Origin of the sequence: Nodosilinea sp. FACHB-131 (genome assembly GCF_014695395.1) — a bacterium.
Classification (GTDB): domain Bacteria; phylum Cyanobacteriota; class Cyanobacteriia; order Phormidesmidales; family Phormidesmidaceae; genus Nodosilinea.
The window spans coordinates 329408-351486 of the sequence record NZ_JACJOF010000007.1 but is presented as its reverse complement, the minus strand read 5'-3'; the positions used below and the strand labels follow the sequence as shown (position 1 = coordinate 351486).

Genomic DNA, 22079 nt, shown 5'->3' with positions numbered 1-22079 from the left:
CCGTGCATGGCGGAGAACAGAGAGCCACCAAACACACCCGCGACACCCAGCATGTGGAAGGGGTGCATCAGAATGTTGTGCTCAGCCTGGAACACCAGCATGAAGTTGAAGGTGCCAGAGATACCCAGAGGCATCCCGTCAGAGAAGGAGCCTTGACCCAAGGGGTAGATCAAGAACACAGCGGTGGCAGCGGCAACCGGGGCGCTGTAAGCCACGCAGATCCAGGGGCGCATGCCCAGACGGTAGGAGAGTTCCCACTCACGACCCATGTAGCAGAAGACGCCGATGAGGAAGTGGAAAATCACCAACTGGTAAGGACCACCGTTGTACAGCCACTCATCGAGGGAAGCGGCTTCCCAGATGGGGTAGAAGTGCAGGCCGATGGCGTTAGAGGACGGCACAACCGCACCGGAGATGATGTTGTTGCCGTACATCAGAGAACCGGCAACCGGCTCACGGATGCCGTCGATGTCAACGGGAGGCGCCGCAATGAAGGCGACGACGAAGCAGGCGGTGGCAGCAAGCAGCGTGGGGATCATCAACACGCCGAACCAGCCCACATACAGGCGGTTCTCGGTGCTGGTCACCCACTGGCAAAACTGCTCCCACAGGGAGGCGCTCTCGCGCCGCTGTAGAGTCGTGGTCATGATGTATTAGTCCTTGGTATTTATCGTTTCAAGGTACATGGGGAAACCGTTTAGATTTGTAACCCATGTGAGTAAACCATACCGCAGTCATGGAGTTTTGTAAACAAATATTCCGTCAAATTTTAATCTGCAAAAGGTTCTATAGAGAAGTTGGACAGTCTTACACAGCCCCAAAACTCTTGTTTGCAGGGGCTTGAGCAGATCAATCAAGCCAAAGGGATGCTGAGGCGCGATCGCGCCTCAGCCAAAGCTTGCCCATGATTCTCATAAAAGTCTGTAACAATTGCTCGCTGTGAAGAGCCGTTATGGCTGCTACAGCTGCTTCAAGTAAACAAGTAGATCAGCCATATCCTGAGGCTCGGGCTGAAATTGAGGCATAGGCGGGGTTTGACCGCTGATGACCTGTTTTATGAGACCAACCTTGGTTTTGTGGTCAGACACACCCAGTAGCTTGGGTCCGACCTCTCCGGTAGCTTCGAGGCCGTGGCACACGGCGCAGTTCATTTTAAAGATTGCCTCACCCCGGCTGCCGTTGCCCTCGAGGGAAAGCACCTGATGAACGTAGGGATCAGCGGCCTGAGAATAGCGCACGGCTACAACGCTCAGCATAACTGCTGTTACCAAGGCTACAGCAGTTAAGGCAGCCTTTTTCAGCAGGCTGTTGAGGTCTTCGGTTTGCTCGTCTAGCGTTTCTTGTGCCAAGGGAGGAAATATGTCTTTAACTAAATGTTACGTACTTTTAAGAACCTAAGACCGGTTTGCCTCAGAATCTTAAGGATTCCGTCCAGAGGATACCCATTTTCGCACCGGGTCGTAGCCAACCGACACCCACTGTTGAGCGTCTTGGCCCGGGATAGTGACGGTAGTAGATACCTCCGTAGTCAAGACCACGTGCCAATCAGGCCCATTTATCGCACATTTATTGCACGGACCGTGGCCAGCGTGGAATCAGCGGTCAATCTACGGGTGCAATAGTTTCGGGGAACAGTCCAGCGAATTTAGAGCGATTATCGCATCTGCGACAGCGCCCCTAGCCTAAAACAGCAGGCTCTCTGCTCGGGCCGCGTCAGGGGCAAAAAGAGTTTTGTGGGCCTTTAGTCATTCAGCGGAGTCTGCTCTCGGTTTTGCGGTGGGGCGCTTTTGCGCTGCTGGGCTTGCTTCTTTTACAACTAAACTGTCATGGCCTCTTCTTCCGAAAGTACTCAAAACTTTCAAGCTTCTCAGAGTTCCTCAGCTAACCATTTTCATCTTGGAATATGTTGTGCCAGAAGAGCCCAGGCAGAAACGTGTTTCGGCGGTGGTACGACTGGCTAGTAGGGGCAGCGAGTCAGTTTGAGGGCTATACTCGCGCCGATCTGTGCTCTCCTCTAAACTGTGACGATGGGATAGTGAGTGGTACTCCATTGTTCATTTCAGGACGCTGTAAAAGCTCAACTTTTAGCTGGGGTCGAGCGATCGCGCCGAGCTATTTGAGCAGGGGCATGACACCTTTTTGGCCTACCGCTATAAGTCGTGCACTACTGGGTTAGAGGGATGGCTTTCAAACCACATCGGCGGGGCCGAGCAGCACAGCCTGGGGCCACTGCCCTAGAAGCAAGTGCTGGCGGTGGTGCTCGGACTTTACCCCACGCTAATAATTCGAGGCATAGTGTTTAGCGCTCAGGGAATTATGCAGTCTCGGCCTGTGGAGACCTCTTAGTAATCAACAATTTGATTACCTCATCGATTTTGACCTAGGCGGTGATGCCATGAGCGGGCCGAATCTTGGGCTTTTGGCTGCGCCTGGCCTATCGGCTGATGGCGTTGCGAACTGACCTAATTGGCGCTGGACTGGTGTTTGCTGCCCTCGGTTTTATGGCCAGCATGTTCACTTATCTAATCTAGGCAACGAAACTACAAACAACTGAATTGGGTAATTACTTTAAAGCGAGTTCCACAAATGGTTACACTACTCGCAGAAAAAAGCGGGTGAAGCCATGGAATCGAGCTTTTTAACGGCGGTATTTCTGCCATTAGCCTTGTTTGCAGTCATGCTGGGCATGGGGTTGGGGCTAAGGATTGACGATTTTACTCGGGTGCTGGTGTACCCAAAGGCCGTGGTAATTGGGCTGCTGGCCCAGCTGGTGATGCTTCCCGTTTTGGGGTTCGCTCTGGCGTCGATTTTTCCGCTGACCCCAGAGCTAGCCGTGGGGGTGATGATTTTAGCGGCCTGCCCTGGGGGGCCAACCTCAAACTTGATCACCTATCTGGCACGGGGAAATGTGGCCCTGTCCATTACTCTGACGGCGATTAGCAGCTTGGTGACAGTGTTTACCATTCCCCTAGTGGTGAACCTGGCAATGAAGTCGTTTTTAGGCAAAGCCACTACCCTGAGTCTACCGGTCGGCGCAACGGTAATTCAGATCGCCGTGATTACGCTAATTCCAGTGACGATTGGCATGGCCCTGCACCACTACCTGCCGCGGTTTGCCGCCCAGGTTGAGCGAGGCGTCAAGTGGCTTTCCCTAGGGTTGCTAGGGCTGATTATTGCGGGTCTGCTGGTGCAGCAGCGGGAGAACGTGGTTGGCTTTTTTGTTCAGGTGGGCCTAGTAACCCTGGCTTTGAACCTAGCGGCGATGGCTTTAGGCTATTTGGTGGCGCTAGCAGCCAAGCTCGATCGCCCCAGCGCCACAGCAATTACGGTGGAAGTGGGCATCCAAAACGGCACTCTGGCGATCGCCATTGCCAGCGCCCCAACGCTGCTCAACCAACCTGACCTAGCGATTCCGGCGGCCATCTACAGCCTATTGATGTTTGCTACTGGAGGCCTGTTTGCCTGGTGGGCTTCTCGGTGGGGCGTTCGTGAGAGCACCCTAGTAGGGTAGACGATCGCCACCTAGCGAGATTCAACAAAAAGCCTTGGACTAGCGTAGTCCAGGGCTTTTTGTTGGCGCTAAGCAGCCTAAACAGCAACCAACCCAACGGATCTGAGAATGGCGTTGAGAATGGAGCTGATGATAGCTAGGGCGATCGCGCCGAGGACCGCACTCCAAATACCATAGCGAAGGCGGAAGCCCTCAATCAGCCAAGCGGCCAAACCAAACACAATAATGGCTCCAATCAACGGCACTAAACCCAGGCTAATAATGGCAAAGAAGCCGCGTAGGGCATTGGGGAAAAAGCCCCAGACGCCGTTGAAGGCACCAATAATAGCGCCGCCAAGCAGAGCCTTGACAGGGCTATCAATCTCAACCCCAATGGGGGGGATTTTAGAAATAATCAGCAGGCTGATGGCCAGAATGACGACGCTAATCAAAAATCCAATCAGCATTGGCGTTTCTCCTCACACAGGTAAACGATGGGGTTTGTCAGACAAGGAAACCAGTTACAGAGGGGCGCTGGCCCATGCACCTGAAATTATCGGTCACAAAGTAGCATTTGCTACAGTTTTTCGCCTTTTCCAGGGAAGGATGGGCTTGATTGCCCCTTTGGGCGGCTTTTAACGCTTTACACTCGAGCTAAGGCAATCTATACCATGAACCTTCAGAGAGCTGTCGGCCTGCCGTAGCCTGGAGCTGGCTAAACTACCAGACCCAGGGCTGCGCTCATTTTATTGAGCACATCGCTCTCTTTGTCGCTAATGCGGCTTGAACCAATGCCCAAAAGGCCGCCTTCTCGGTGGGCTTCGGCAACCTTAGTAGCCACGCTCACCAGCCACTGCTTGAGTTCGCTGGCTTGCACTCCGGTAACTTTGGTGTCTAGAATGGCCGCGACCCTTTGCAGATGGGCGATCGCATAGTCGCGCCCTTCCTTAGAGCTTTTGAAGGTTTGCATCAGCCCCAGCAGTTCAAACTGCTTCTTAAGGAGCAGCTGCTCACCAGACAGAGGGTCAGCAGCATCGAGCTCAGCGATACCGCTGATCAGGGCTGGGGCCAAGCCGCCTACAGCACCGCTCTGCCGAATCGCTTCGGCGACAATAGCAACCCCAGACTTCACCTCCTGCAAGAACAGCACTGGGTCTACCCGATCGGCTAGGCAAATGCCCATGACTGTATGCATTGGAGCCTGAAGCAGTGCCGACCATTCCTCCGCGGTAAAGGTTTCTCGCATAAGCGCGCCCTATGTCATTGCCTCAAACTATGCCTAACCATATCGGCAAAATATATGAAAAATCTAACGGCTCCCCACCCCCGCATCCTTACTGAGGTTCACCCATGGCCCGTGCTACATCCGCCTTGCTCCAGGTGCATGCCTCAGTGTTTTTGTTTGGGTTGTCGGGGCTGTTTGGCAAGTTTTTAGCCCTGCCCGCCACCATAATTGTGCTGGGTCGCACCGGGTTTGCCGCCCTAGCTCTGGGGCTGGTGCTGGCCCGAAGGAGGCGGCCTGCACAATTGAGCACGGGTCAAGATTGGCTGGGCATGGGGCTGTTAGGAGCACTGCTAGCATTTCACTGGGTGAGCTTTTTTCTCAGCGTTCAGCTGGCGACGGTGGCGGTGGGGTTGCTAACGTTTTCGAGCTTTCCGGTCTTTGTCACTGTGCTCGAGCCACTGCTGTTTAAGACCCTTTGGCGCTGGCAAGACGGTGCGATCGCAGCTTTAGTCTTGTTCGGCGTTGCCCTCGTGATTCCCGAATACCGGCTGGGGTCGGCGACCACCCTCGGTGCTATTTGGGGCCTGCTGTCGGGGTTATCGTTTGCGCTACTGCAACTGCTCAACAAGAGCTACCGGCAGCGTTACTCGGCAGTGGCGATCGCCTTCTACCAAAACTTGTTTGCCTGCCTCAGCCTATTGACGGTCACGCCGATCGCGGGGCTAACTCTAACCACTGGGGAGATCGGGCTGCTGCTGGTTCTGGGAGTGTTATGTACCGCCCTAGCCCACACATTATTTATAGAAAGTCTAAGGGAGTTGCGCGCCCAGACCGCCAGCGTCATCAGCACCCTAGAGCCGGTCTATGGCATTACCCTGGCCACCCTACTGCTGGGAGAAGTGCCCGCCCTGCGCACTCTGGCGGGTGGAGCAGTGGTGCTGGCTACCACCATCTGGGCCAGCCGGCTCCCTCAGACGACAACCGAGCCGGGCTAATTTTGGGCCGTCAACCAACGAACAAACCCGCGCTAGGCTCGTGCTCAGCCCGCTGGAGCACGCCTGTTTCACAACGCTGTATTACCCCTTGGGAATAACTCCGCAAGTACTGCCTAGGGAAACGGTATGGGTGAGTTGCGGAGTTATTTCACAACTCGCACAGCTTAAATCTACTTATTTATTCTCTTTAGGAAAGATAACGGCTTTTTAACATCTATTTCCATGGTCAAGCCCAACAATTCTCTAAGGATTGCCAAAGGAAGGCTCAAGGCCTGCCTTAACCTCAAATTAATCTATAAAAAATCTTTTATTAATGTTCGCTTGACCTTCCCTTGAAGGAAGTATCTGATCATTATGCCAGGCATGAATACAGGTTGGTGAATACTGTCTTTAAGCCTATCTAAACTGCTGAAGGTTATTTATGACGGCCTAAGCTCTATTGCTTAGCTAAATTTACACCTGGAAAAAGGCTAGCTTCACGGCATCCCTGAAGTGATAAAGTATTCCCAGAAAACCGTGTGAATACACGTTTTCATCTACCACAAAGCCCATTGCCTGCTTGATAGCTTGGATCTCGAAGTGATTGACAGAGGATCTAACTATCTGGATCAATGTAGCTGAAAGTTTGCTGAATGAGTTCGTTAAAGCGTTGGATTTGGAGTGAGAAGAATCATGGTCTTGAATAAGAAAATGTTGCGTGTAGGCTACTCCTCAGCATTAGTAGCAATGATGGCTAGTCTGGCCGCCTGTGGCGGTGGCTCTCAAACCGCAACTCCCGACGCCGGCACTACCGAAACCGCTGCTGGCTCTGAACTCTCTGGAACAGTTTTAGTAGATGGTTCGAGTACTGTCTTCCCTATCTCTGAAGCCATGGCTGAAGAGTTTGGCACAGCCAATCCTGGTGTAGCGGTTACCGTTGGCGTATCGGGAACTGGCGGCGGTTTCAAGAAGTTTTGCGCTGGCGAAACTGACATCACTGGTGCCTCTCGCCCCATCAGTCAGGAGGAAATTGACCTCTGTGCGGAAGCCGGCATTGAATATATTGAGCTGCCTATTGCTCTTGATGGTCTCACCGTGGTGGTCAACCCCGAGAATGACTTTGCCGAGTGCCTAACCGTTGATGAATTGCTAACTATCTGGGAGCCTGATGCCCAAGATAAGATCAAAAACTGGAATCAGGTTCGCGCTGACTTCCCCGATGCACCCCTTGGCCTCTATGGCCCAGGCACCGATTCGGGTACCTATGACTTCTTTATGGATGCGATCGGTGCCGATGGCGAAAGCCGTGGTGACTACACTGCCAGCGAAGATGACAACGTCATTGTGCAGGGTGTGAGCGGCGACACCAACGGCCTCGGCTTCTTTGGTCTTGCCTACTTCACCGAGAACCAAGACAGATTGAAAGCTGTGGCCATCGACAGCGGCAACGGCACCTGCGTAGAGCCTAGCGCTGAGACCGTTGCCGACGGCACCTACGTGCCCCTCGCCCGGCCTGAGTTTATCTACGTTAAGCAATCAGTGGCTGAAGACCCTGCGATCGCAGCCTTTGTCAATTTCTATATCTCCCCCGACAACGCGGGCCTGGTAGATGAAGTTGGCTACGTCAAACTGCCCGAAGAGATCAATGAAAAGGTGATTACTCGCTTTGAGAACAAAACCGTAGGCAGTGTGTTTGAAGGCGGCTCCCCCATCGGCGTCAAGCTGGAAGAAGTGCTCTAGGCCTACCGCTTAAACGCCCTCTGGCTTAGCCTTTCTTGAGGTTGAGCCCATCGAGTTCCTGGGGGCCAGCATTGACTGGCCCCTTATTTTTTAGAGTTCTGTATCATGACGACAAACTCTTTGCCGCCTGACCCAAACAACCTTTGGAAGCCCAACCGAGGGCTCAACAAACGGGTCGAACAGGTCGTTATTGGACTATTCGGCCTGTTTGCTCTAATTTCTGTCGCCACCACCTTCGGCATTGTTCTCTCGCTGCTGTTTGAGACCGTGGAGTTCTTCAAAGACGTTCCCCTGTGGAACTTCTTGACCGACAGACAGTGGACTCCCCTGTTTTCGAACCCTCAGTTCGGCATTCTAGTGCTGCTGAGCGCCACCTTTTTAACCTCGCTGATCGCCTTGCTTGTGGCGGTTCCCTTGGGTCTGCTATCGGCTATCTACCTCAGCGAGTACGCCTCTCCTAAGCTGCGCAAGTGGCTCAAGCCCGCCCTAGAGATTTTGGCCGGGGTGCCCACAGTAGTCTATGGCTACTTTGCGTTGCTGCTAGTCACACCTTTTCTCCAGATATTTATTCCTCAGCTAGGCGGCTTCAACGCCCTGAGCGCAGGCATTGTCATGGGCATTGCCATTACGCCGCTGATTGCCTCCCTGAGCGAAGACGCCATCTATGCTGTGCCCAGCGCCCTCAGAGACGGCTCCTACGCCCTGGGCCTTACCAAGCGAGAAACTATTTTTGGCGTCGTGCTGCCCGCCGCTCTTTCCGGCATTGTAGCCTCGGTAATTTTGGCGGTTTCGCGGGCCGTAGGCGAAACCATGATTGTGGCCCTGGCGGCGGGGCAAAACCCAAGACTCGGGCTCAATCCCTTTGTGCCGGTCATGACTATGACAGCCTATATTGTGCAGGTTAGCCTAGGCGACACTCCAGCGGGCTCGATCGCCTTCAAGTCAATCTTTGCGGTAGGGATGACGCTATTTTTGCTCACCCTGGTCTTCAACATTATTAGCTTCTGGTTTGTTCGCAAGTTTCGGGAGACCTACGAATGACGCCCCTATCGTCTCAAGCAAAACCCCTCGATGCCGGTTGGGATATTGAGCAGAAAGAGGTTCTCAATGCCCTAGGCCGCCGCCAGGGCGTTGATACAGGGTTTTCGTTGCTGGCCCTCTCAGCCGTCATTTTTTCCCTGTTTGTGCTGGTGGTACTGCTCGCTGACGTGCTGATTGACGGTGTACCCGTTCTCAGCTGGAATTTTCTCACCAGCTTTCCTTCTCGCAAAGCCGAGACAGCCGGTATTGTATCGGCCTTGGTAGGGACCATCTGGGTGATGGTGCTGGTGGCGCTGGTTACCTTCCCGATTGGCGTAGGAGCGGGCATTTTTCTCGAAGAGTTTGTGCCCGACAGCTGGCTGGCTCGGGCCATTGAAATCAACATTTCCAACCTGGCTGGGGTGCCCTCAATCATCTACGGGTTGCTGGGTCTCCAGGTTTTTGTGCGCATTCTGTTTCCAATCACCCAGGGCCGCACGGTTTTAGCAGGGGCGCTCACCCTGGCCCTGCTGGTGCTACCCATCGTGATTATTGCCACTCGCGAAGCCCTGAGGGCCATTCCAGGAAGTTTGCGGCAGGCGGGCTTTGCCCTAGGTGCTACTCGCTGGCAAGTGATTCGATCGCACATTTTCCCCCTAGCGCTGCCCGGTATCTTAACTGGGGTGATTTTGGCCTTGTCTCGGGCGATCGGCGAAACCGCCCCTCTAATTACCATCGGGGCCCTCACGTATATTCCCTTCTTGCCAGAGTTGTCGTTGAGGGGGTTACAGAGTCCGTTCACCGTGTTGCCCATTCAAATTTTTAACTGGGTATCTCGACCTCAAGCCGATTTCCATGCCTTAGCGGCGGGTGCCATCATCGTACTGATGGTAATTTTGTTACTGATGAATGCCACCGCCATCTATTTGCGGAATCGCTTTCAGAAGTAGGGTTAGCGCAAGTTTTTTAGTTGCAGCGTAGAGTAACGTCATGACTTCACAATCTGTCAGCCCAGTCGCCACTGAGGCTGCCTTACGGGCTAAGAACGTCAGTGTGTACTACGGATCAACCCTAGCGGTACGAGATGTCAACCTTGATATCTTCAAGAATGAGATCACCGCTTTTATTGGTCCATCGGGCTGTGGAAAGAGCACCCTTCTGCGCTGCTTCAACCGCACCAATGACCTCATTCCCGGAGCGCGGGTTGAGGGTAAGGCGATGTTCCACGGCACCGATCTGTACGCCAAAGATATTGACCCGGTTTACGTGCGTCGCCGCATTGGCATGGTGTTTCAAAAACCCAACCCGTTCACCAAATCCATTTACGAAAATATTGCCTTTGCCGCTCGCATCAACGGTTACAAGGGTGACATGGATGAGCTGGTGGAAAACTCCCTGCGGCGGGCCGCTCTGTGGGACGAGGTTAAAGACAAGCTCAGGCAAAGTGGCCTTTCCCTCTCAGGTGGGCAGCAGCAGCGCCTCTGCATTGCTCGCACGATCGCCATTGAGCCCGAAGTGATTTTGATGGACGAGCCCTGCTCCGCCCTCGACCCGATCTCGACCCTCCAGATTGAAGAGCTAATGAAGGAGCTAGAGAGCCGCTATACGATCGTCATCGTCACCCACAACATGCAGCAGGCGTCGCGGATTTCTGATAGAACAGCGTTCTTTAACGCTGAGGCAACTGAGTCCGGCAACAAAGTCGGCTATTTGGTGGAATATGGGGACACTGAGAAAATTTTCAACGACCCCAGTGAACAGGCGACCCAAGACTACGTGTCGGGTCGATTTGGCTGATTGAGGCTACTTGAGGGGTTCCCAAGCGCCTGCTGGATTGAGGCTTGAAGTTTGGGTGCGTCGCGAGCAATGACGCACCCGGACTTTTTAGTTGTGGCTTAGGTCAGGTAGGTGTACTGACTGAGGCTGCGCTCGTAGTGTTGAATCAACAGCTGCGACTCCTCCAGGGTGATCTGGCTATCCTGCAGCGCCCGCTCCGATCGCTTGCGAATATTCTCAATCATGTCTTCGGCGTCGTACTGCACGTAGCCCAGCACCTCGGTCATGGTGTCGCCCTTCACTACCTGCTCCACCTGATAGCCCTTGGGGGTCATGTGGATGTGCACCGCATTGGTGTCGCCAAACAGGTTGTGCAGGTTGCCCATGATCTCCTGGTAGGCCCCGCCCAAAAACATGCCCAAGTAGTAGGGCTGGTCGGGCTTTAGCGAGTGCAACTCCAGCACGTGCTTCACATCGCGCAGGTCGATAAACGTGGTGATTTTGCCGTCGCTATCGCAGGTGAGGTCGGCCAGGGTGCCCCGACAGCCCGGCTCTTCGTCGAGCCGATGAATGGGCAAGATCGGGAACAGCTGCTCGATCGCCCAGGTATCCGGCATCGACTGAAACACCGATAGATTGATGTAGTAGATCGAGGCCATGCTCTGGTGCAGCTCCTCGATATCTTCGGGGATGTAGTCGGCATCGCTGACCACCGACAACGCCTTGCGGCAGCAGGCCCAAAACAGCCGCTCGGCCCGCGCCCGCGCCGACAGACTCAGATAGCCAAAGTTGAACAGGCTAATCGCCTCTTCTTTAAACTGCACCGCGTCGTTGTAGAGCTCCTGCACGGTGTTGGGGGTGAGGTTTTGGTAGATCTCGTACAGTTCGCGCAAAATCACGTGGTCGTCGTCGCCGGGCATTTCCACCTCTTCGTGGGAGGGGGCATCGCTGCTGCCCAGCACGTCAAAGACCAGCACGGATTGATGAGACACCAGCGCCCGACCGCTCTCGCTGATCAAGGTGGGGACGGGTATGCCCTTGATGCGGCAGGCCTCCTGCACCTCGGCGACCACGTCGTTGGCGTAGTTTTGGGTGCTGTAGTTTTTGGAGGCGTAGAAGGTGGTCTTAGAGCCGTCGTAGTCAACGGCTAGGCCACCGCCCACGTCTAAGTAGCCCATGCCCGCCCCCAGCTCTGCCAGCTCGACATAGATGCGGCTGGCCTCCCGCAGGGCCTCTTTAACCACGCTAATGGCCGAGATTTGGGAGCCAATGTGGAAATGCAAGAGCTGGAGGCAGTCGAGCATGTTGGCGTCGCGCAGGCGATCGACCACCGCAAGAATCTCGGGGACAGTGAGGCCAAACTTGGCGCGATCGCCCGCCGAAATCCCCCAGCGGCCGCTGCCCTTGGTGCTGAGCTTAGCCCGCAGCCCCAGCACCGGGCGAATGTTGAGCCGCTGGCTGGCCTCAATGGCAATCTCCAGCTCATTCATCTGCTCGATGACGATGATCGGCTGTTGGCCCAGCCGTTGACCCAGCATGGCGGTCTCGATGTAGTCCTTGTCCTTATAGCCGTTGCAGATCAGCAGCGCCCCTGGTGTGTCGAGGGTGGCCAGGGCAATCAGCAGCTCAGGCTTGGAACCGGCTTCTAGCCCAAACTGGTAGGGCCGACCGTAGCGCACCACATCCTCTAAGAGCTGGCGCTGCTGGTTGCATTTGACTGGAAACACGCCCCGATACACGCCGCTGTATTTGTAGCGGGCGATCGCCTTGGCGAAGCAGGCGTTGATGCGCTCAATGCGGTCTTCGAGAATGTCCGAGAAGCGAATCAGCAGGGGCAGATTGAGGTTGCGCTGCTTGATCGCTTCCACCAGCTCCAGCAGATCGAGGGAGCCGCCGCGATCGCCCCTAGGCGACACCGTCAGATGGCCATCGGCATTGATCGAGAAGTACGGTTCTCCCCAGCTGTGGATGCGGTAGAGTTCTTCGCTGTCCTCGATGGTCCAAGGAAGGGTAACGGCCTCTGAGGATTGCAGCATGTTTTCTAGGGTGGCCCGATGCAGGCGACGAGACGGCGACGGCGACAGAGATGACGACGGCAGGGGCGGTTGCTGGGCCATATTCATAGGGGCAAGGTGCTCCGCAAGGGTAGACGGGGACAGCGGCTGAAGAGTCGATCGCCGCTGAGGCGCGACCCAAATTGTAACAAAGAGCTACACCTAAAGACGGGGCGTCGGAGGGAGGAGATAGGCGGTTTGCGATCGCCCAAAGCTGATTTTGCATACAGACGCGGATGCTCGCCTCGACTATCCAGAATTACAGCTGCCGCCATAGCCCCAGGCCCACCAAACTGTGCTGCGTCCAGAGTTCTCCGTTTCCCTATCCTCTTTGAGAGGATAGTTGCGTGAGCCATTGCTTTACAGCCGGTCAAACGGGCGCCTCCTCAAGCCAAGTGATAGGATAGAAAAGCACTTTCGCCCCGTCTCTCGACCCTGCCGCCTTTGCTCCTGGCCCAGGTGTGGACATTTCTCCTTGCAGAGTAGTCTCCATATGCGATTGACTAAGTGCAACACCCTACGCTGATCTGGCTAATTCATGCTAAAGAACCTCCTCGGTGACCCCAACGCGCGCAAGCTTAAGAAATATCGTCCCGACGTGGTCGAGATCAACCTGCTGGAGGAAGAGATTCAGCAGCTCTCCGACGAGGCCCTAACGGCGAAAACGGGGGAGTTTAAGCAGCGCATTGCCAAGGGTGAATCCCTCGACGATCTGCTGCCCGAAGCCTTTGCTGTCGTGCGCGAAGCCTCGAAGCGGGTGCTGGGCATGCGTCACTTTGACGTGCAGCTCATCGGTGGCATGGTGCTCCACGATGGCCAGATTGCCGAGATGAAAACTGGGGAAGGCAAAACCCTGGTGGCGACCCTGCCGTCTTACCTCAATGCCCTCTCGGGTAAAGGGGCTCACGTTGTCACGGTCAACGACTACCTAGCCCGCCGCGACGCCGAGTGGATGGGGCAGATTCACCGCTTTTTAGGCCTCAGCGTAGGGCTGATTCAGCAGGGCATGTCGCCCGCCGAGCGCAAGCTCAACTACGGCTGCGACATCACCTACGGCACCAACAGTGAGTTTGGCTTTGACTACCTGCGCGACAACATGGCCACCGCCATGGAAGACGTGGTGCAGCGCCCCTTTAACTACTGCGTCATCGACGAAGTCGACTCCATTCTGGTGGATGAGGCCCGTACGCCGCTGATTATCTCGGGCCAGGTCGATCGCCCCGGCGAAAAGTACAACCGCGCCGCCGAAATTAGCCGCGAGCTCCACGCCGAAGAGCACTACGAAGTCGACGAAAAAGCCCACAACGTGCTGCTTACCGACGAAGGCTTCATCAAGGCTGAAGAGCTGCTAGGCGTGCAGGATCTGTTCGACCCCAAAGACCCCTGGGCCCACTACATCTTCAACGCCATCAAGGCCAAGGAACTGTTCGCCAAGGACGTCAAGTACATCGTCCGCAACGACGAAGTGATCATCGTGGACGAGTTTACCGGGCGAGTAATGCCCGGTCGCCGCTGGAGCGATGGCCTGCACCAGGCGATCGAGGCCAAAGAGCATGTGGAAATTCAGCCTGAAACCCAGACTCTGGCTAGCATTACCTACCAGAACTTCTTCTTGCTCTATCCCAAGCTGTCGGGCATGACCGGCACCGCCAAGACCGAAGAAGCCGAGTTTGAGCGCATCTACAAGCTCGAAGTCACCATCATCCCCACCAACCGCGTCGCCGCCCGTCGTGACCTCTCTGACGTGGTCTACAAAAACGAAGAGGCCAAGTGGAAGGCCGTGGCCGAAGAGTGTGCCGAAATGCACGAGGCCGGTCGCCCCGTACTCGTAGGCACCACCAGCGTCGAAAAATCGGAGGTGCTGTCGGCGCTGCTGAACGAGCGCGGCGTGCCCCACAACCTGCTCAACGCTAAGCCCGAGAACGTAGAGCGCGAGTCGGAGATTGTCGCCCAGGCTGGGCGCAGCGGCGCAGTCACCATTGCCACCAACATGGCCGGGCGCGGCACCGACATCATCCTCGGTGGTAACGCCGACTATATGGCTCGCCTCAAGGTGCGCGAGTACCTGATGCCCCGCATCGTCAAGCCCGAGGACGAAGATGAGTTTTCGGTGACGACGGTGCCGGGCACTAAGGGCCGTGCCCCCGCCCAGGGCTTTGCCCCCGGCAAAAAGGTCAAAACCTGGAAGGCCTCGCCCGACATCTTCCCCATTGAGCTATCGGCGGACACCATCAATGAACTCAAAGCCACCGTTGACTTTGCTGTGACCACCTATGGCGATCGCAGCCTGACCGAGCTACAGGCCGAAGACAAGCTGGCCGTTGCCGCCGAGAAAGCCCCCACCGATGACCCCGTTATTCAAAAGCTGCGCGATGTGTACAACCGCATTCGCCACGAGTACGAGGCCCTAACCAGCGCCGAGCACGAGCTGGTGATTCAGAGAGGCGGCCTGCACGTGATTGGCACCGAGCGCCACGAGTCGCGCCGCATCGACAACCAGCTGCGGGGCCGAGCGGGCCGCCAGGGTGACCCCGGCTCCACCAAGTTTTTCTTGAGCCTGCAAGACAACCTGCTGCGCATCTTTGGCGGCGATCGCGTTGCCGGCCTGATGAACGCCTTCCGGGTCGAAGAGGACATGCCAATTGAGTCGGGCATGTTGACGCGATCGCTCGAAGGGGCCCAAAAGAAAGTCGAAACCTACTACTACGACATCCGTAAGCAGGTGTTCGAGTACGACGAGGTGATGAACAACCAGCGCCGCGCCATCTACGCCGAGCGCCGTCGCGTGCTCGAAGGCAACGAGCTCAAAGAAATGGTGATCGGCTACGCCGAGCAAACCATGGACGACATTGTCAACGCCTACATCAACCCCGAACTACCCCCCGAGGAGTGGAAGCTGCCAGAAATGGTGGGCAAAGTGAAGGAGTTTGTCTACCTGCTCTCTGACCTCACTCCCGAGCAGCTTGAAGATCTCTCTGTGGGCGAAATCCGCACCTTCCTCCATGAGCAGGCCCGCATTGCCTACGACATCAAAGAGGCCCAGGTTGACCAGGTCAAGCCGGGGCTGATGCGCGAGGCCGAGCGCTTCTTCATCCTGCAGCAGATCGATAGCCTCTGGCGCGATCACCTGCAGCAGATGGATGCCCTAAGGGAAACCGTGGGCCTGCGCGGTTATGGCCAAAAAGACCCGCTGATCGAGTATAAGAGCGAGGGCTACGAGGTCTTCCTCGACATGATGACGGGCATTCGTCGCAACGTGGTCTATACCCTCTTCCAGTTCCAACCCCAACCGCAGCCGCAGGTAAAGGCTTCCCAGCAGGTGGGGTAGAGGAGTGGATGGGTAGGCGGGTGGATGGGTAGGTGAGTCCCATCCACTATTGTTTTGGGTCTTGAGTTATTTGGCCGCTCCGCTCAGTGACTATTCAGGAAAGTTAACTACGGTCAAGAAGAGGGGAAACTCTCGATTACGGGGCTCTGGCTGGGGCAGTAGTGTCGATCGCCAGTCGCCCTCTAGCCTGTAGAACTGCTCCACCGACTCTAGCGGAATTTGACCCGCCACCGCCATGGGGTCGATGGTGTAGGGTAGCCCGTTGGAGGCCAGGGTAGGGCCGTCCATCAGGTGAAAATGCAGGTGAGGGGCCGAGGTATTGCCCGTGTTACCCAACAATCCCAAAACCTGTCCCTGCTTGACCGATTCCCCCGGCGTGACTCGCAGCGAGCCTGGCTGGAGGTGAGCGTAGAGGGCGTAGGCTCCATTTCCCAGGTCAAGAATGACGTTGTTGCCCAGCACGTTTTCCAGGTCAATGGTAGCGGGAGCGGGCAGGGTGGGGGGCACCTGCTCAGGTAGGTCGTTGCGGGTTTGAATCACGGTGCCATCGGCCACAGCTAGCAGCTCAGCACCGTAACCAGGGTAGTTGCTCACGTCTGTCAGATCGCCGTTGGCGATCCGGCCCTGGCGATCGAGCTGCATCCAGTCGATGGCAAAGCGTTGGGCAAAGTGAATTTCGCCATCAATGGGCAAACCAGTACTGCGGTGGCCTACGGTGGGGAAGCAGCAGCCGTTGGCCGCGACCCAGCCTGCTCCCCGCAGGGGCGGCCCCAGAACCCAATGGGCGGGCGAGACAGTAATGGGGGCAGCAGTGTAGCTCAGAGACGAGTCAGCACCGGAAATAGCCAAGCGGTGCAGCAGGCGATCGGGTAAGGGGCTGCCTTGGGCAAAGCTGTGGTCAACCAAAAACAGGCGGGTTTCACTAGGCCCCAGGTCGGCAGTGGCAGCGGCAACGTTGTTTAGCGATCGCAGCCGCAGCAACAGATCATCACCGGTAAACGTTGCCAGCGCACCGTCAGGCCTTTCTGCATCCACCACATCAAGCTGGTTGAGCGCGATCGCCGCTGAGCTAGTGTTCGACACCATCAGCTCGTACACCCCGTGGTAGAGGCCATCAACCCCGAGCACCAGCTCCGTTGCAGGCGTCAGGGCAGACACCACCACTGGAGTCCGCCGGGGCGGCGCTAGCGCAGGCTGAGCCTGGGCAGCAGGATAGAGATACGTCAGCCCAGCCAGAGCCATGGCACTCACCAGAGCTATCAGGCTCACCTTAAGCCAGTTTATTCCCTTATCCATGGCCGTTTCCGATCGCTATGGTTTGCACCATAAACGGTTTGGTCACCCCGCCACCGTTAAGAATTCTTAGAGAGGAATACACCACTGCCCGACGCTACTGAGGTTGCTTGACGACAGGCCGTCGCCCCCAAGGCTTTAGCACCGAGATGCCAATAATTACTCCTAGGAAAAGAACTTGCACTAGCCCGCCAATCAGCACGCCTCTGGCATCAAAGGCGTAGACCGGATTGGCTAATGCTTGCAACCCCGTTTGGGCGGAGAGCTGCTCCGCTGTATTGGCCCAGGGAAACAGCCAAAAGGTGCCAAAAGCGATTAGTGCTGTGGTCAATACCCATTTGGTAATCACCCAGTAGAACTTGGCAAAGCCATAGTTGGTGCCCCAGCACAGTGCTGTCGCCGTCAGCACCGAGCCAATCGCCGAGGGAATCACGACATAGTCGTCTAGCGCATTGATGGTGGAGTTTAACGCGTAAAGCACATCGCTGCTAGCTGAGGCCCTATTTTTTACCGAGATCAGAAACATGCTCAACACCGTTCCGGTCCAAAGGGCAGCAAACCCGATGTGTGCAGACAACAGCCAATTTTTCTGCCGAATACTGAGTTTTGGCATCGATTTCCCCTCATTTCTCCAATTTTGACGACAAGAATGCTGACTGACTTGACTTCTCATCAGCCGATTTACTTAATGAATTAATAGTCAATATATTAAGCAAATTCGTCTAGAGTCAATACTGACCGCCTTATTTTTCCTAAAGCAGATTATGGATAATTTGATCGAGGACCTTCATAGCGGTGGCCTGGTCGGCTTCAGAGATATTGGCCGTGGATTGCTGAAGGGTTTTTGCGCCCAAGGGCAGGAGAACCGTTTGCAGCGCTCTACCCTCATCCGTAAGCCAAATGCGAATGATGCGGCGATCGCTAGCATCGCGCTCTCGGAAGACCAGTTTCCGATCTTCCATGCGATCGACGACGCCGGTCAGGGTGGCCCCCAGCTGCTTAAGTTTGTCGGCAATGCCCGAGGTAGAAAGTCCATCCTCTTCCCACAAACAGCACAGCACTAGGTAGTGAAATGGAGTGAGTCCATGGGGTTCTAGCTGCTCTAGAAAGTTGCGATACATCAACTGGGAGACCAGTTTGATTTTGTAGCCCAGGTTGTAGGGGGCCAAAACAAAGCGCCACTGCTCAAGAAAGTCTGAATCGGTTGAGGGGCTAGGCATCTCGGCAGGGGTACTGGGCAGAGTTCAACAGTTCAAGGAATGGGGAGAGGTAGGGTAGAAGTTCTGGGGCTTGTAGGTTGCTTCAGGAGAGATGCAGATAGGTACGGGCTGAGCCAGCATCACTGCCAACCACCATAGAAAACCCCTGGGGGAGTTAATCCCAGGGGCTGGAGCTTAATGACGATAACTATGGCTAGATAGCAGGGTGCCTAGTAGGCCAGACCCATGCTGCGGGTGGTTTCAGCACCCAGATAGACTCGAATGCTCAGAAAGTCGGTGGGGCAGGCGGTTTCACAACGCTTGCAGCCCACACAGTCTTCGGTGCGGGGAGAGGAGGCAATTTGCCCGGCCTTACAGCCATCCCAGGGCACCATTTCTAGAACGTCAGTGGGGCAGGCGCGCACACACTGGGTGCAGCCAATACAGGTATCGTAAATTTTGACAGAATGGGACATTGAAACAAAACTCCAATGTGGGTCACGACTGGGTTTGACAGCTTTAAGGAGGCCCTCAAAGGTTGGTCAAAACGGTCTATGCAGTAAGGGTTTCCTAATCTTTGACCAGTCTATAGCGAGAGATTTCAGCTCTTATCGCCACCCCCTGCAAACCTTAACGGATCGTAATATCGTTACGGGCTGCGGCCCATAGATGTTGGGCTATCAGGATCCCTAGAGCCATGAGCTTAAGTTTTCTAGGTTTGTGGTTTGCGCCTGGTGTAGGTGTTGCCAAACTGACTAGGGTCCCAAGCACAAAGGCAGCGCTGTAAATTGCGGTTAGATTTCCACGGCTCCTAAAGCAAGCGCTACAGCAGCCTCGGCGTGGATGCGGGTGGTGGGAAAGAGGGGCACCGTCGCCGTAGCATGGCCTATCAACAGCTCTAGCTCCGTACAGCCCAGGATCACCCCTTCGGCCCCGGCGTGAACCAGTTGCTCGCAGAGCGTCAAAACGGTCTCGCGGGATGTGGGAGTGAACTGTCCTTGGCACAGCTCATTGTAGATAATCTGGTGAACGGCCTCGCGCCCGGCGGCATCGGGCACCAGCACGTCTAAATGGTGGCTGGAGAGGCGATCGCGATAAAAGTCTTGCTCCATCGTAAACTGGGTGCCGAGCAGGCCAATGCGTTTCAGGCCCTGGGCTTTAACACAGGCGGCGGTAACATCGGCGATGTGCAGCAGGGGAATGGAAATGCGGGCCTCGATCGCGTCGCACACCCGGTGCATGGTGTTGGCACCGATCAGCACCATACTGGCTCCGGCCATTTGCAGCTTTTGGGCGGCTTCCACCAAGATGTTGGAGATTTCTGCCCAGTCACCCTGGTGCTGAAGGGCGGCTAGATCGGCAAAATCAACCGAGAACATGATTATTTTGGCGGAGTGTAGCCCCCCGCATCGCGCCCGCGTAGCCTGGTTGAGAATGCGGTAGTACTCTAGAGATGACTCCCAACTCATGCCGCCGATCAGGCCAATGGTTTTCATCGGAGGAGTTGGCATAGAGTCACCGGGGAGAGGTCGTGCCCAGGGTTTATATCATCTTTCGGGCACCTTTCTAGGCACCTTTCCGGAGTGATGGGTTAAGGTTGCGTAAACCTGCAAAAGCCTGGCAGAGTTAAACGGATTGCCTCAGCCCGCCGTTCTGACCATTGCCCCTTTAGAGTTGACCTATGACCGTTTCTTCTGATGCTGCTCCCTACGCATCTCTCAGCGTTGAGGATCTAGCCCAGCGTCTGGCCGAGGCCGACGGTGCGGTGCAGCTGATCGACGTCCGCGAGCCCAGCGAACTGGAGTTGGCCAGCCTGCCCGGCTTTGCCAACCTGCCCCTGAGCGAGTTTGCCGAGTGGTCGGAAACCATTCACAGCCGCTTTGAGCGCGATCGCGAAACCATTGTGCTCTGCCACCACGGCATGCGCTCGGCGCAGATGTGCGGCTGGCTGGCCCAGCAGGGCTTCACCGAGCTGAAGAATGTGACCGGCGGCATCGATGCCTATGCCCTACTAGTCGATCGCACCGTGCCCCGCTACTAGCCTGCTATTTGGGTTCTTCCCCTTGCCCCCATGGTGACGACTTTTCTGCGATCGCTGCTCCCTGGCCCCCCAACGGTGGTCAGCCTCAAGACCCTGGCCCAAGGGGCCGATCGCCAGATTGCAGCCCGGCGGTCGGGGCTGCCGCTGGTCTCGCCGCGCCGCGACATTCCCATGAACTACCGGGTGTGGGGGTTGAAGTTTGGCAGCCAAGACAACGAGGTGCTGACTTCGGTAGAGGCGATCGCCGACCGATTTCAGCGCGACGGCGTTGACGGTCGCCTGCTGATTTTGGGGGAAGCCGGCGTCGGCAAAACCCACACGCTGCTGGCGGTGGGTGAACTACTGGTGAAGCGCGGCGGCCCGGTGCCGGTGCTGGTCGATGTCTCAGCCTGGACTGGCGAAACGATGCGCGAGTGGCTGATAGCCACTCTGTGGCGCGAGTACCGGGTGGCAAAATCTGACGCCAGCTACTGGATCGACAATGCTCAGCTGACGTTATTAATCGACGGGTTTGACCATCTGCCCACTGCCCAAAAGCGCAAGTGCGCCGCTGCGATCGAAACCCTGCTGCGCAGCAACCCCAACCAAACCGCCCTGCTCTGCTGCCGCCGCCAGGTGCTGGAGTCGTCGGGATTAACCTTTGACCAGTTCAACGGCGGCATCAATATCATTCCCCTGGCCGCCCAGCAGGTCAAAGACTACGTGCTGGCGCAGAACCGACCTGAGCTATGGCCGACAATCAAGGGCAGCAAGCTGCTTCAGCAGTTGGCCAGACTGCCCCTGGTGCTAAACCTGCTGGTGGCGATGCCCAACCTAGCGGTGCCCCCCCTGCGCAGTCGGGCCGACCTGGTACAGCGGTACCTAGATGAGGGGTTGGCCAAGGCAAAGGGCAATTCAGCTCAGCACCGAGCCGCTTTGGGCTGGCTGGCCGAGCAGCTCGACCAGCGTCCTCGCACTTTTTATTTAGATGACCTAGATCGGAGCTGGCTGCCCGAGCCGCTCCAGTTGCTCTATCGGCTACTGCTGGGGCTGGCGATCGCCTTGATCATGGGGCTGGTAGGGGGTAATCTGCTGCTGGGAGTAGCCCTGGGGTTGATGGCCTCGCAAATTGACTTGGAGAGTTTTCCTTATATTCGGCTGGGGGTGGCGATCGCTCCCCTAGGCCGACTGATTTCCCTAGCGCTTACCTGCGGCGGACTAGCCCTGGTGCTGGGTCTCGTGTTAGGCGGCGGGGTCGCCCTGGTGCTGAGCCCCTTCGGCCGTGGGGTCGTCGAGTTTGGCGGAGCCGGGGCCGTAGGTGCCGTGCTGGGCTGGAGCTTAGGACTCGTGGGGCTGCTCCAAAGCGGGGTGCCCGGAGCGGCTCAAATTCGACAGACTCCCAATCAAGACCTGACCCTGGCCCTGCGGAATACGGTGGTGCTGGTAGCGGTGCTGGGCGCGATTTTGGGGCTGCTGCTGGTACTACCGGCGGTGGTGAGCGGCCAGCCGCCCCTCATGCTGCTACCCCTCAGCCGCCTGAGGCTGATCGTGGGGTGCCTGGTGATTCTCGCTCTGTGGTTGTCTTTTAGCTTGCAGCATGGCCTGGTGCGGCTGCTGTTGGGCGGCAAGCAAGGTCTGCCCCAGGCAGCGCGCCCCTGGCTTGAGACCATGGTGACCGCTGGGCTGCTGCGGCGCGTCGGAGGCGGCTACAGCTTTGGCCACGAGGAGCTGCGTCAGGCGGTCGCATCGGAAAAAACTGAAAGCGATCGCTAACTCTGTCGGCTAGGCATCATCCCAATAGCGTGCTAACGCGTACAGTAGGCAGGGTTGTGGCTCGGCTACTAGGGCTTTGTCTTCGACAGCAGTGGATTAGACCCGGTTTCTGGCTGGCTGTTACTGAGTGCTTGCTCTACTCAGGCCACTCTCAGATACATCGGCCAAAATCCACTGGATAGTGCCC

At 56.4% G+C, this 22079-nt stretch carries 18 protein-coding genes and 1 pseudogene; 9 read left to right on the top strand and 10 right to left on the bottom strand.

What is annotated here, in order from left to right; all coding sequences use genetic code 11:
* Together H6F75_RS04755 and H6F75_RS04750 are read right to left on the bottom strand one after the other, a co-directional pair.
* Positions 1 to 647 (bottom strand): annotated as a pseudogene (locus H6F75_RS04755) (photosystem II q(b) protein); the annotation flags it as partial.
* A gap of 312 nt (positions 648 to 959) precedes the next feature.
* Positions 960 to 1349 (bottom strand): cytochrome c, encoded by a 390-nt coding sequence (locus tag H6F75_RS04750; protein WP_199303733.1) that lies wholly within the window; start codon positions 1347 to 1349, stop codon positions 960 to 962.
* 1274 nt (positions 1350 to 2623) lie between these two features.
* Here H6F75_RS04750 and H6F75_RS04740 point away from each other — a divergent pair.
* Entirely contained in the window at positions 2624 to 3511 is an 888-nt protein-coding gene (locus H6F75_RS04740; RefSeq protein WP_190749679.1) for a bile acid:sodium symporter family protein, read from the top strand.
* 77 nt (positions 3512 to 3588) lie between these two features.
* Here the strand turns inward: H6F75_RS04740 and H6F75_RS04735 are convergent, their stop codons facing one another.
* The gene (locus H6F75_RS04735; RefSeq protein ID WP_190749741.1) at positions 3589 to 3954 is read right to left on the bottom strand and encodes a phage holin family protein; all 366 of its coding nucleotides are present in this window, start codon (positions 3952 to 3954) and stop codon (positions 3589 to 3591) included.
* 251 nt (positions 3955 to 4205) lie between these two features.
* Positions 4206 to 4736: a hypothetical protein gene (locus tag H6F75_RS04730; RefSeq protein WP_190749677.1), complete on the bottom strand. Its 531-nt coding sequence runs from the start codon at positions 4734 to 4736 to the stop codon at positions 4206 to 4208.
* A gap of 104 nt (positions 4737 to 4840) precedes the next feature.
* On the opposite strand from H6F75_RS04730, the gene H6F75_RS04725 reads away from it, so the two are divergent.
* From H6F75_RS04725 to pstB, 5 genes are all read left to right on the top strand, one after another.
* Complete coding sequence (locus H6F75_RS04725; protein ID WP_190749675.1) at positions 4841 to 5710, top strand: DMT family transporter; 870 nt, start codon at positions 4841 to 4843, stop codon at positions 5708 to 5710.
* A gap of 726 nt (positions 5711 to 6436) precedes the next feature.
* Positions 6437 to 7429 carry a PstS family phosphate ABC transporter substrate-binding protein gene (locus H6F75_RS04720; protein ID WP_242019668.1) on the top strand — a complete coding sequence of 331 codons (993 nt, stop codon included), beginning with the start codon at positions 6437 to 6439 and terminating at the stop codon, positions 7427 to 7429.
* A 105-nt stretch (positions 7430 to 7534) separates the two neighbouring features.
* Positions 7535 to 8470: a phosphate ABC transporter permease subunit PstC gene (gene pstC, locus H6F75_RS04715; protein WP_190749671.1), complete on the top strand. Its 936-nt coding sequence runs from the start codon at positions 7535 to 7537 to the stop codon at positions 8468 to 8470.
* The gene (gene pstA, locus H6F75_RS04710) at positions 8467 to 9399 is read left to right on the top strand and encodes a phosphate ABC transporter permease PstA (protein ID WP_190749669.1); all 933 of its coding nucleotides are present in this window, start codon (positions 8467 to 8469) and stop codon (positions 9397 to 9399) included. Before pstC ends, pstA begins: the two co-directional genes overlap by 4 nt.
* Before the next feature lie 40 nt (positions 9400 to 9439).
* Positions 9440 to 10246, top strand: coding sequence for a phosphate ABC transporter ATP-binding protein PstB (pstB, locus tag H6F75_RS04705; protein WP_190749667.1), 807 nt, complete (start codon positions 9440 to 9442; stop codon positions 10244 to 10246).
* 98 nt (positions 10247 to 10344) lie between these two features.
* Here the strand turns inward: pstB and speA are convergent, their stop codons facing one another.
* Positions 10345 to 12261: a biosynthetic arginine decarboxylase gene (speA, locus tag H6F75_RS04700; protein ID WP_279308282.1), complete on the bottom strand. Its 1917-nt coding sequence runs from the start codon at positions 12259 to 12261 to the stop codon at positions 10345 to 10347.
* Between the two features lie 556 nt (positions 12262 to 12817).
* Between speA and secA the strand changes: the two genes are divergently transcribed.
* A complete protein-coding gene (gene secA, locus H6F75_RS04695; RefSeq protein ID WP_190749663.1) occupies positions 12818 to 15607 on the top strand; it encodes a preprotein translocase subunit SecA in 2790 nt (929 codons plus the stop codon).
* Positions 15608 to 15697: 90 nt separating this feature from the next.
* Here secA and H6F75_RS04690 read toward each other — a convergent pair whose 3' ends face one another.
* From H6F75_RS04690 to H6F75_RS04670, 5 genes are all read right to left on the bottom strand, one after another.
* The gene (locus H6F75_RS04690; RefSeq protein ID WP_190749661.1) at positions 15698 to 16903 is read right to left on the bottom strand and encodes a M23 family metallopeptidase; all 1206 of its coding nucleotides are present in this window, start codon (positions 16901 to 16903) and stop codon (positions 15698 to 15700) included.
* A gap of 94 nt (positions 16904 to 16997) precedes the next feature.
* Entirely contained in the window at positions 16998 to 17513 is a 516-nt protein-coding gene (locus H6F75_RS04685; protein WP_190749659.1) for a hypothetical protein, read from the bottom strand.
* A gap of 139 nt (positions 17514 to 17652) precedes the next feature.
* Entirely contained in the window at positions 17653 to 18120 is a 468-nt protein-coding gene (locus H6F75_RS04680) for a MarR family transcriptional regulator (protein ID WP_190749656.1), read from the bottom strand.
* 209 nt (positions 18121 to 18329) lie between these two features.
* Positions 18330 to 18575, bottom strand: a complete 246-nt coding sequence (gene psaC, locus H6F75_RS04675) for a photosystem I iron-sulfur center protein PsaC (RefSeq protein WP_006515950.1) — start codon at positions 18573 to 18575, stop codon at positions 18330 to 18332.
* Positions 18576 to 18893: 318 nt separating this feature from the next.
* Complete coding sequence (locus H6F75_RS04670) at positions 18894 to 19595, bottom strand: aspartate/glutamate racemase family protein (RefSeq protein WP_190749739.1); 702 nt, start codon at positions 19593 to 19595, stop codon at positions 18894 to 18896.
* A gap of 185 nt (positions 19596 to 19780) precedes the next feature.
* Here H6F75_RS04670 and H6F75_RS04665 point away from each other — a divergent pair, with 185 nt between their 5' ends.
* Positions 19781 to 20140 carry a rhodanese-like domain-containing protein gene (locus H6F75_RS04665; protein ID WP_190749654.1) on the top strand — a complete coding sequence of 120 codons (360 nt, stop codon included), beginning with the start codon at positions 19781 to 19783 and terminating at the stop codon, positions 20138 to 20140.
* A 30-nt stretch (positions 20141 to 20170) separates the two neighbouring features.
* Entirely contained in the window at positions 20171 to 21892 is a 1722-nt protein-coding gene (locus H6F75_RS04660; RefSeq protein WP_190749652.1) for a hypothetical protein, read from the top strand.
* The last annotated feature ends 187 nt before the right edge of the window (positions 21893 to 22079 follow it).

Excerpts from the sequence above, each read along its gene's own strand:
- H6F75_RS04740 (WP_190749679.1), top strand. The coding sequence starts at position 2,624 with ATGGAATCGAGCTTTTTAACGGCGGTATTTCTGCCATTAGCCTTGTTT.
- H6F75_RS04730 (WP_190749677.1), bottom strand. The coding sequence starts at position 4,736 with ATGCGAGAAACCTTTACCGCGGAGGAATGGTCGGCACTGCTTCAGGCT.
- H6F75_RS04725 (WP_190749675.1), top strand. The coding sequence starts at position 4,841 with ATGGCCCGTGCTACATCCGCCTTGCTCCAGGTGCATGCCTCAGTGTTT.
- H6F75_RS04720 (WP_242019668.1), top strand. The coding sequence starts at position 6,437 with ATGATGGCTAGTCTGGCCGCCTGTGGCGGTGGCTCTCAAACCGCAACT.
- pstC (WP_190749671.1), top strand. The coding sequence starts at position 7,535 with ATGACGACAAACTCTTTGCCGCCTGACCCAAACAACCTTTGGAAGCCC.
- pstA (WP_190749669.1), top strand. The coding sequence starts at position 8,467 with ATGACGCCCCTATCGTCTCAAGCAAAACCCCTCGATGCCGGTTGGGAT.
- pstB (WP_190749667.1), top strand. The coding sequence starts at position 9,440 with ATGACTTCACAATCTGTCAGCCCAGTCGCCACTGAGGCTGCCTTACGG.
- speA (WP_279308282.1), bottom strand. The coding sequence starts at position 12,261 with ATGCTGCAATCCTCAGAGGCCGTTACCCTTCCTTGGACCATCGAGGAC.
- secA (WP_190749663.1), top strand. The coding sequence starts at position 12,818 with ATGCTAAAGAACCTCCTCGGTGACCCCAACGCGCGCAAGCTTAAGAAA.
- H6F75_RS04690 (WP_190749661.1), bottom strand. The coding sequence starts at position 16,903 with ATGGATAAGGGAATAAACTGGCTTAAGGTGAGCCTGATAGCTCTGGTG.
- H6F75_RS04685 (WP_190749659.1), bottom strand. The coding sequence starts at position 17,513 with ATGCCAAAACTCAGTATTCGGCAGAAAAATTGGCTGTTGTCTGCACAC.
- H6F75_RS04680 (WP_190749656.1), bottom strand. The coding sequence starts at position 18,120 with ATGCCTAGCCCCTCAACCGATTCAGACTTTCTTGAGCAGTGGCGCTTT.
- psaC (WP_006515950.1), bottom strand. The coding sequence starts at position 18,575 with ATGTCCCATTCTGTCAAAATTTACGATACCTGTATTGGCTGCACCCAG.
- H6F75_RS04670 (WP_190749739.1), bottom strand. The coding sequence starts at position 19,595 with ATGAAAACCATTGGCCTGATCGGCGGCATGAGTTGGGAGTCATCTCTA.
- H6F75_RS04665 (WP_190749654.1), top strand. The coding sequence starts at position 19,781 with ATGACCGTTTCTTCTGATGCTGCTCCCTACGCATCTCTCAGCGTTGAG.
- H6F75_RS04660 (WP_190749652.1), top strand. The coding sequence starts at position 20,171 with ATGGTGACGACTTTTCTGCGATCGCTGCTCCCTGGCCCCCCAACGGTG.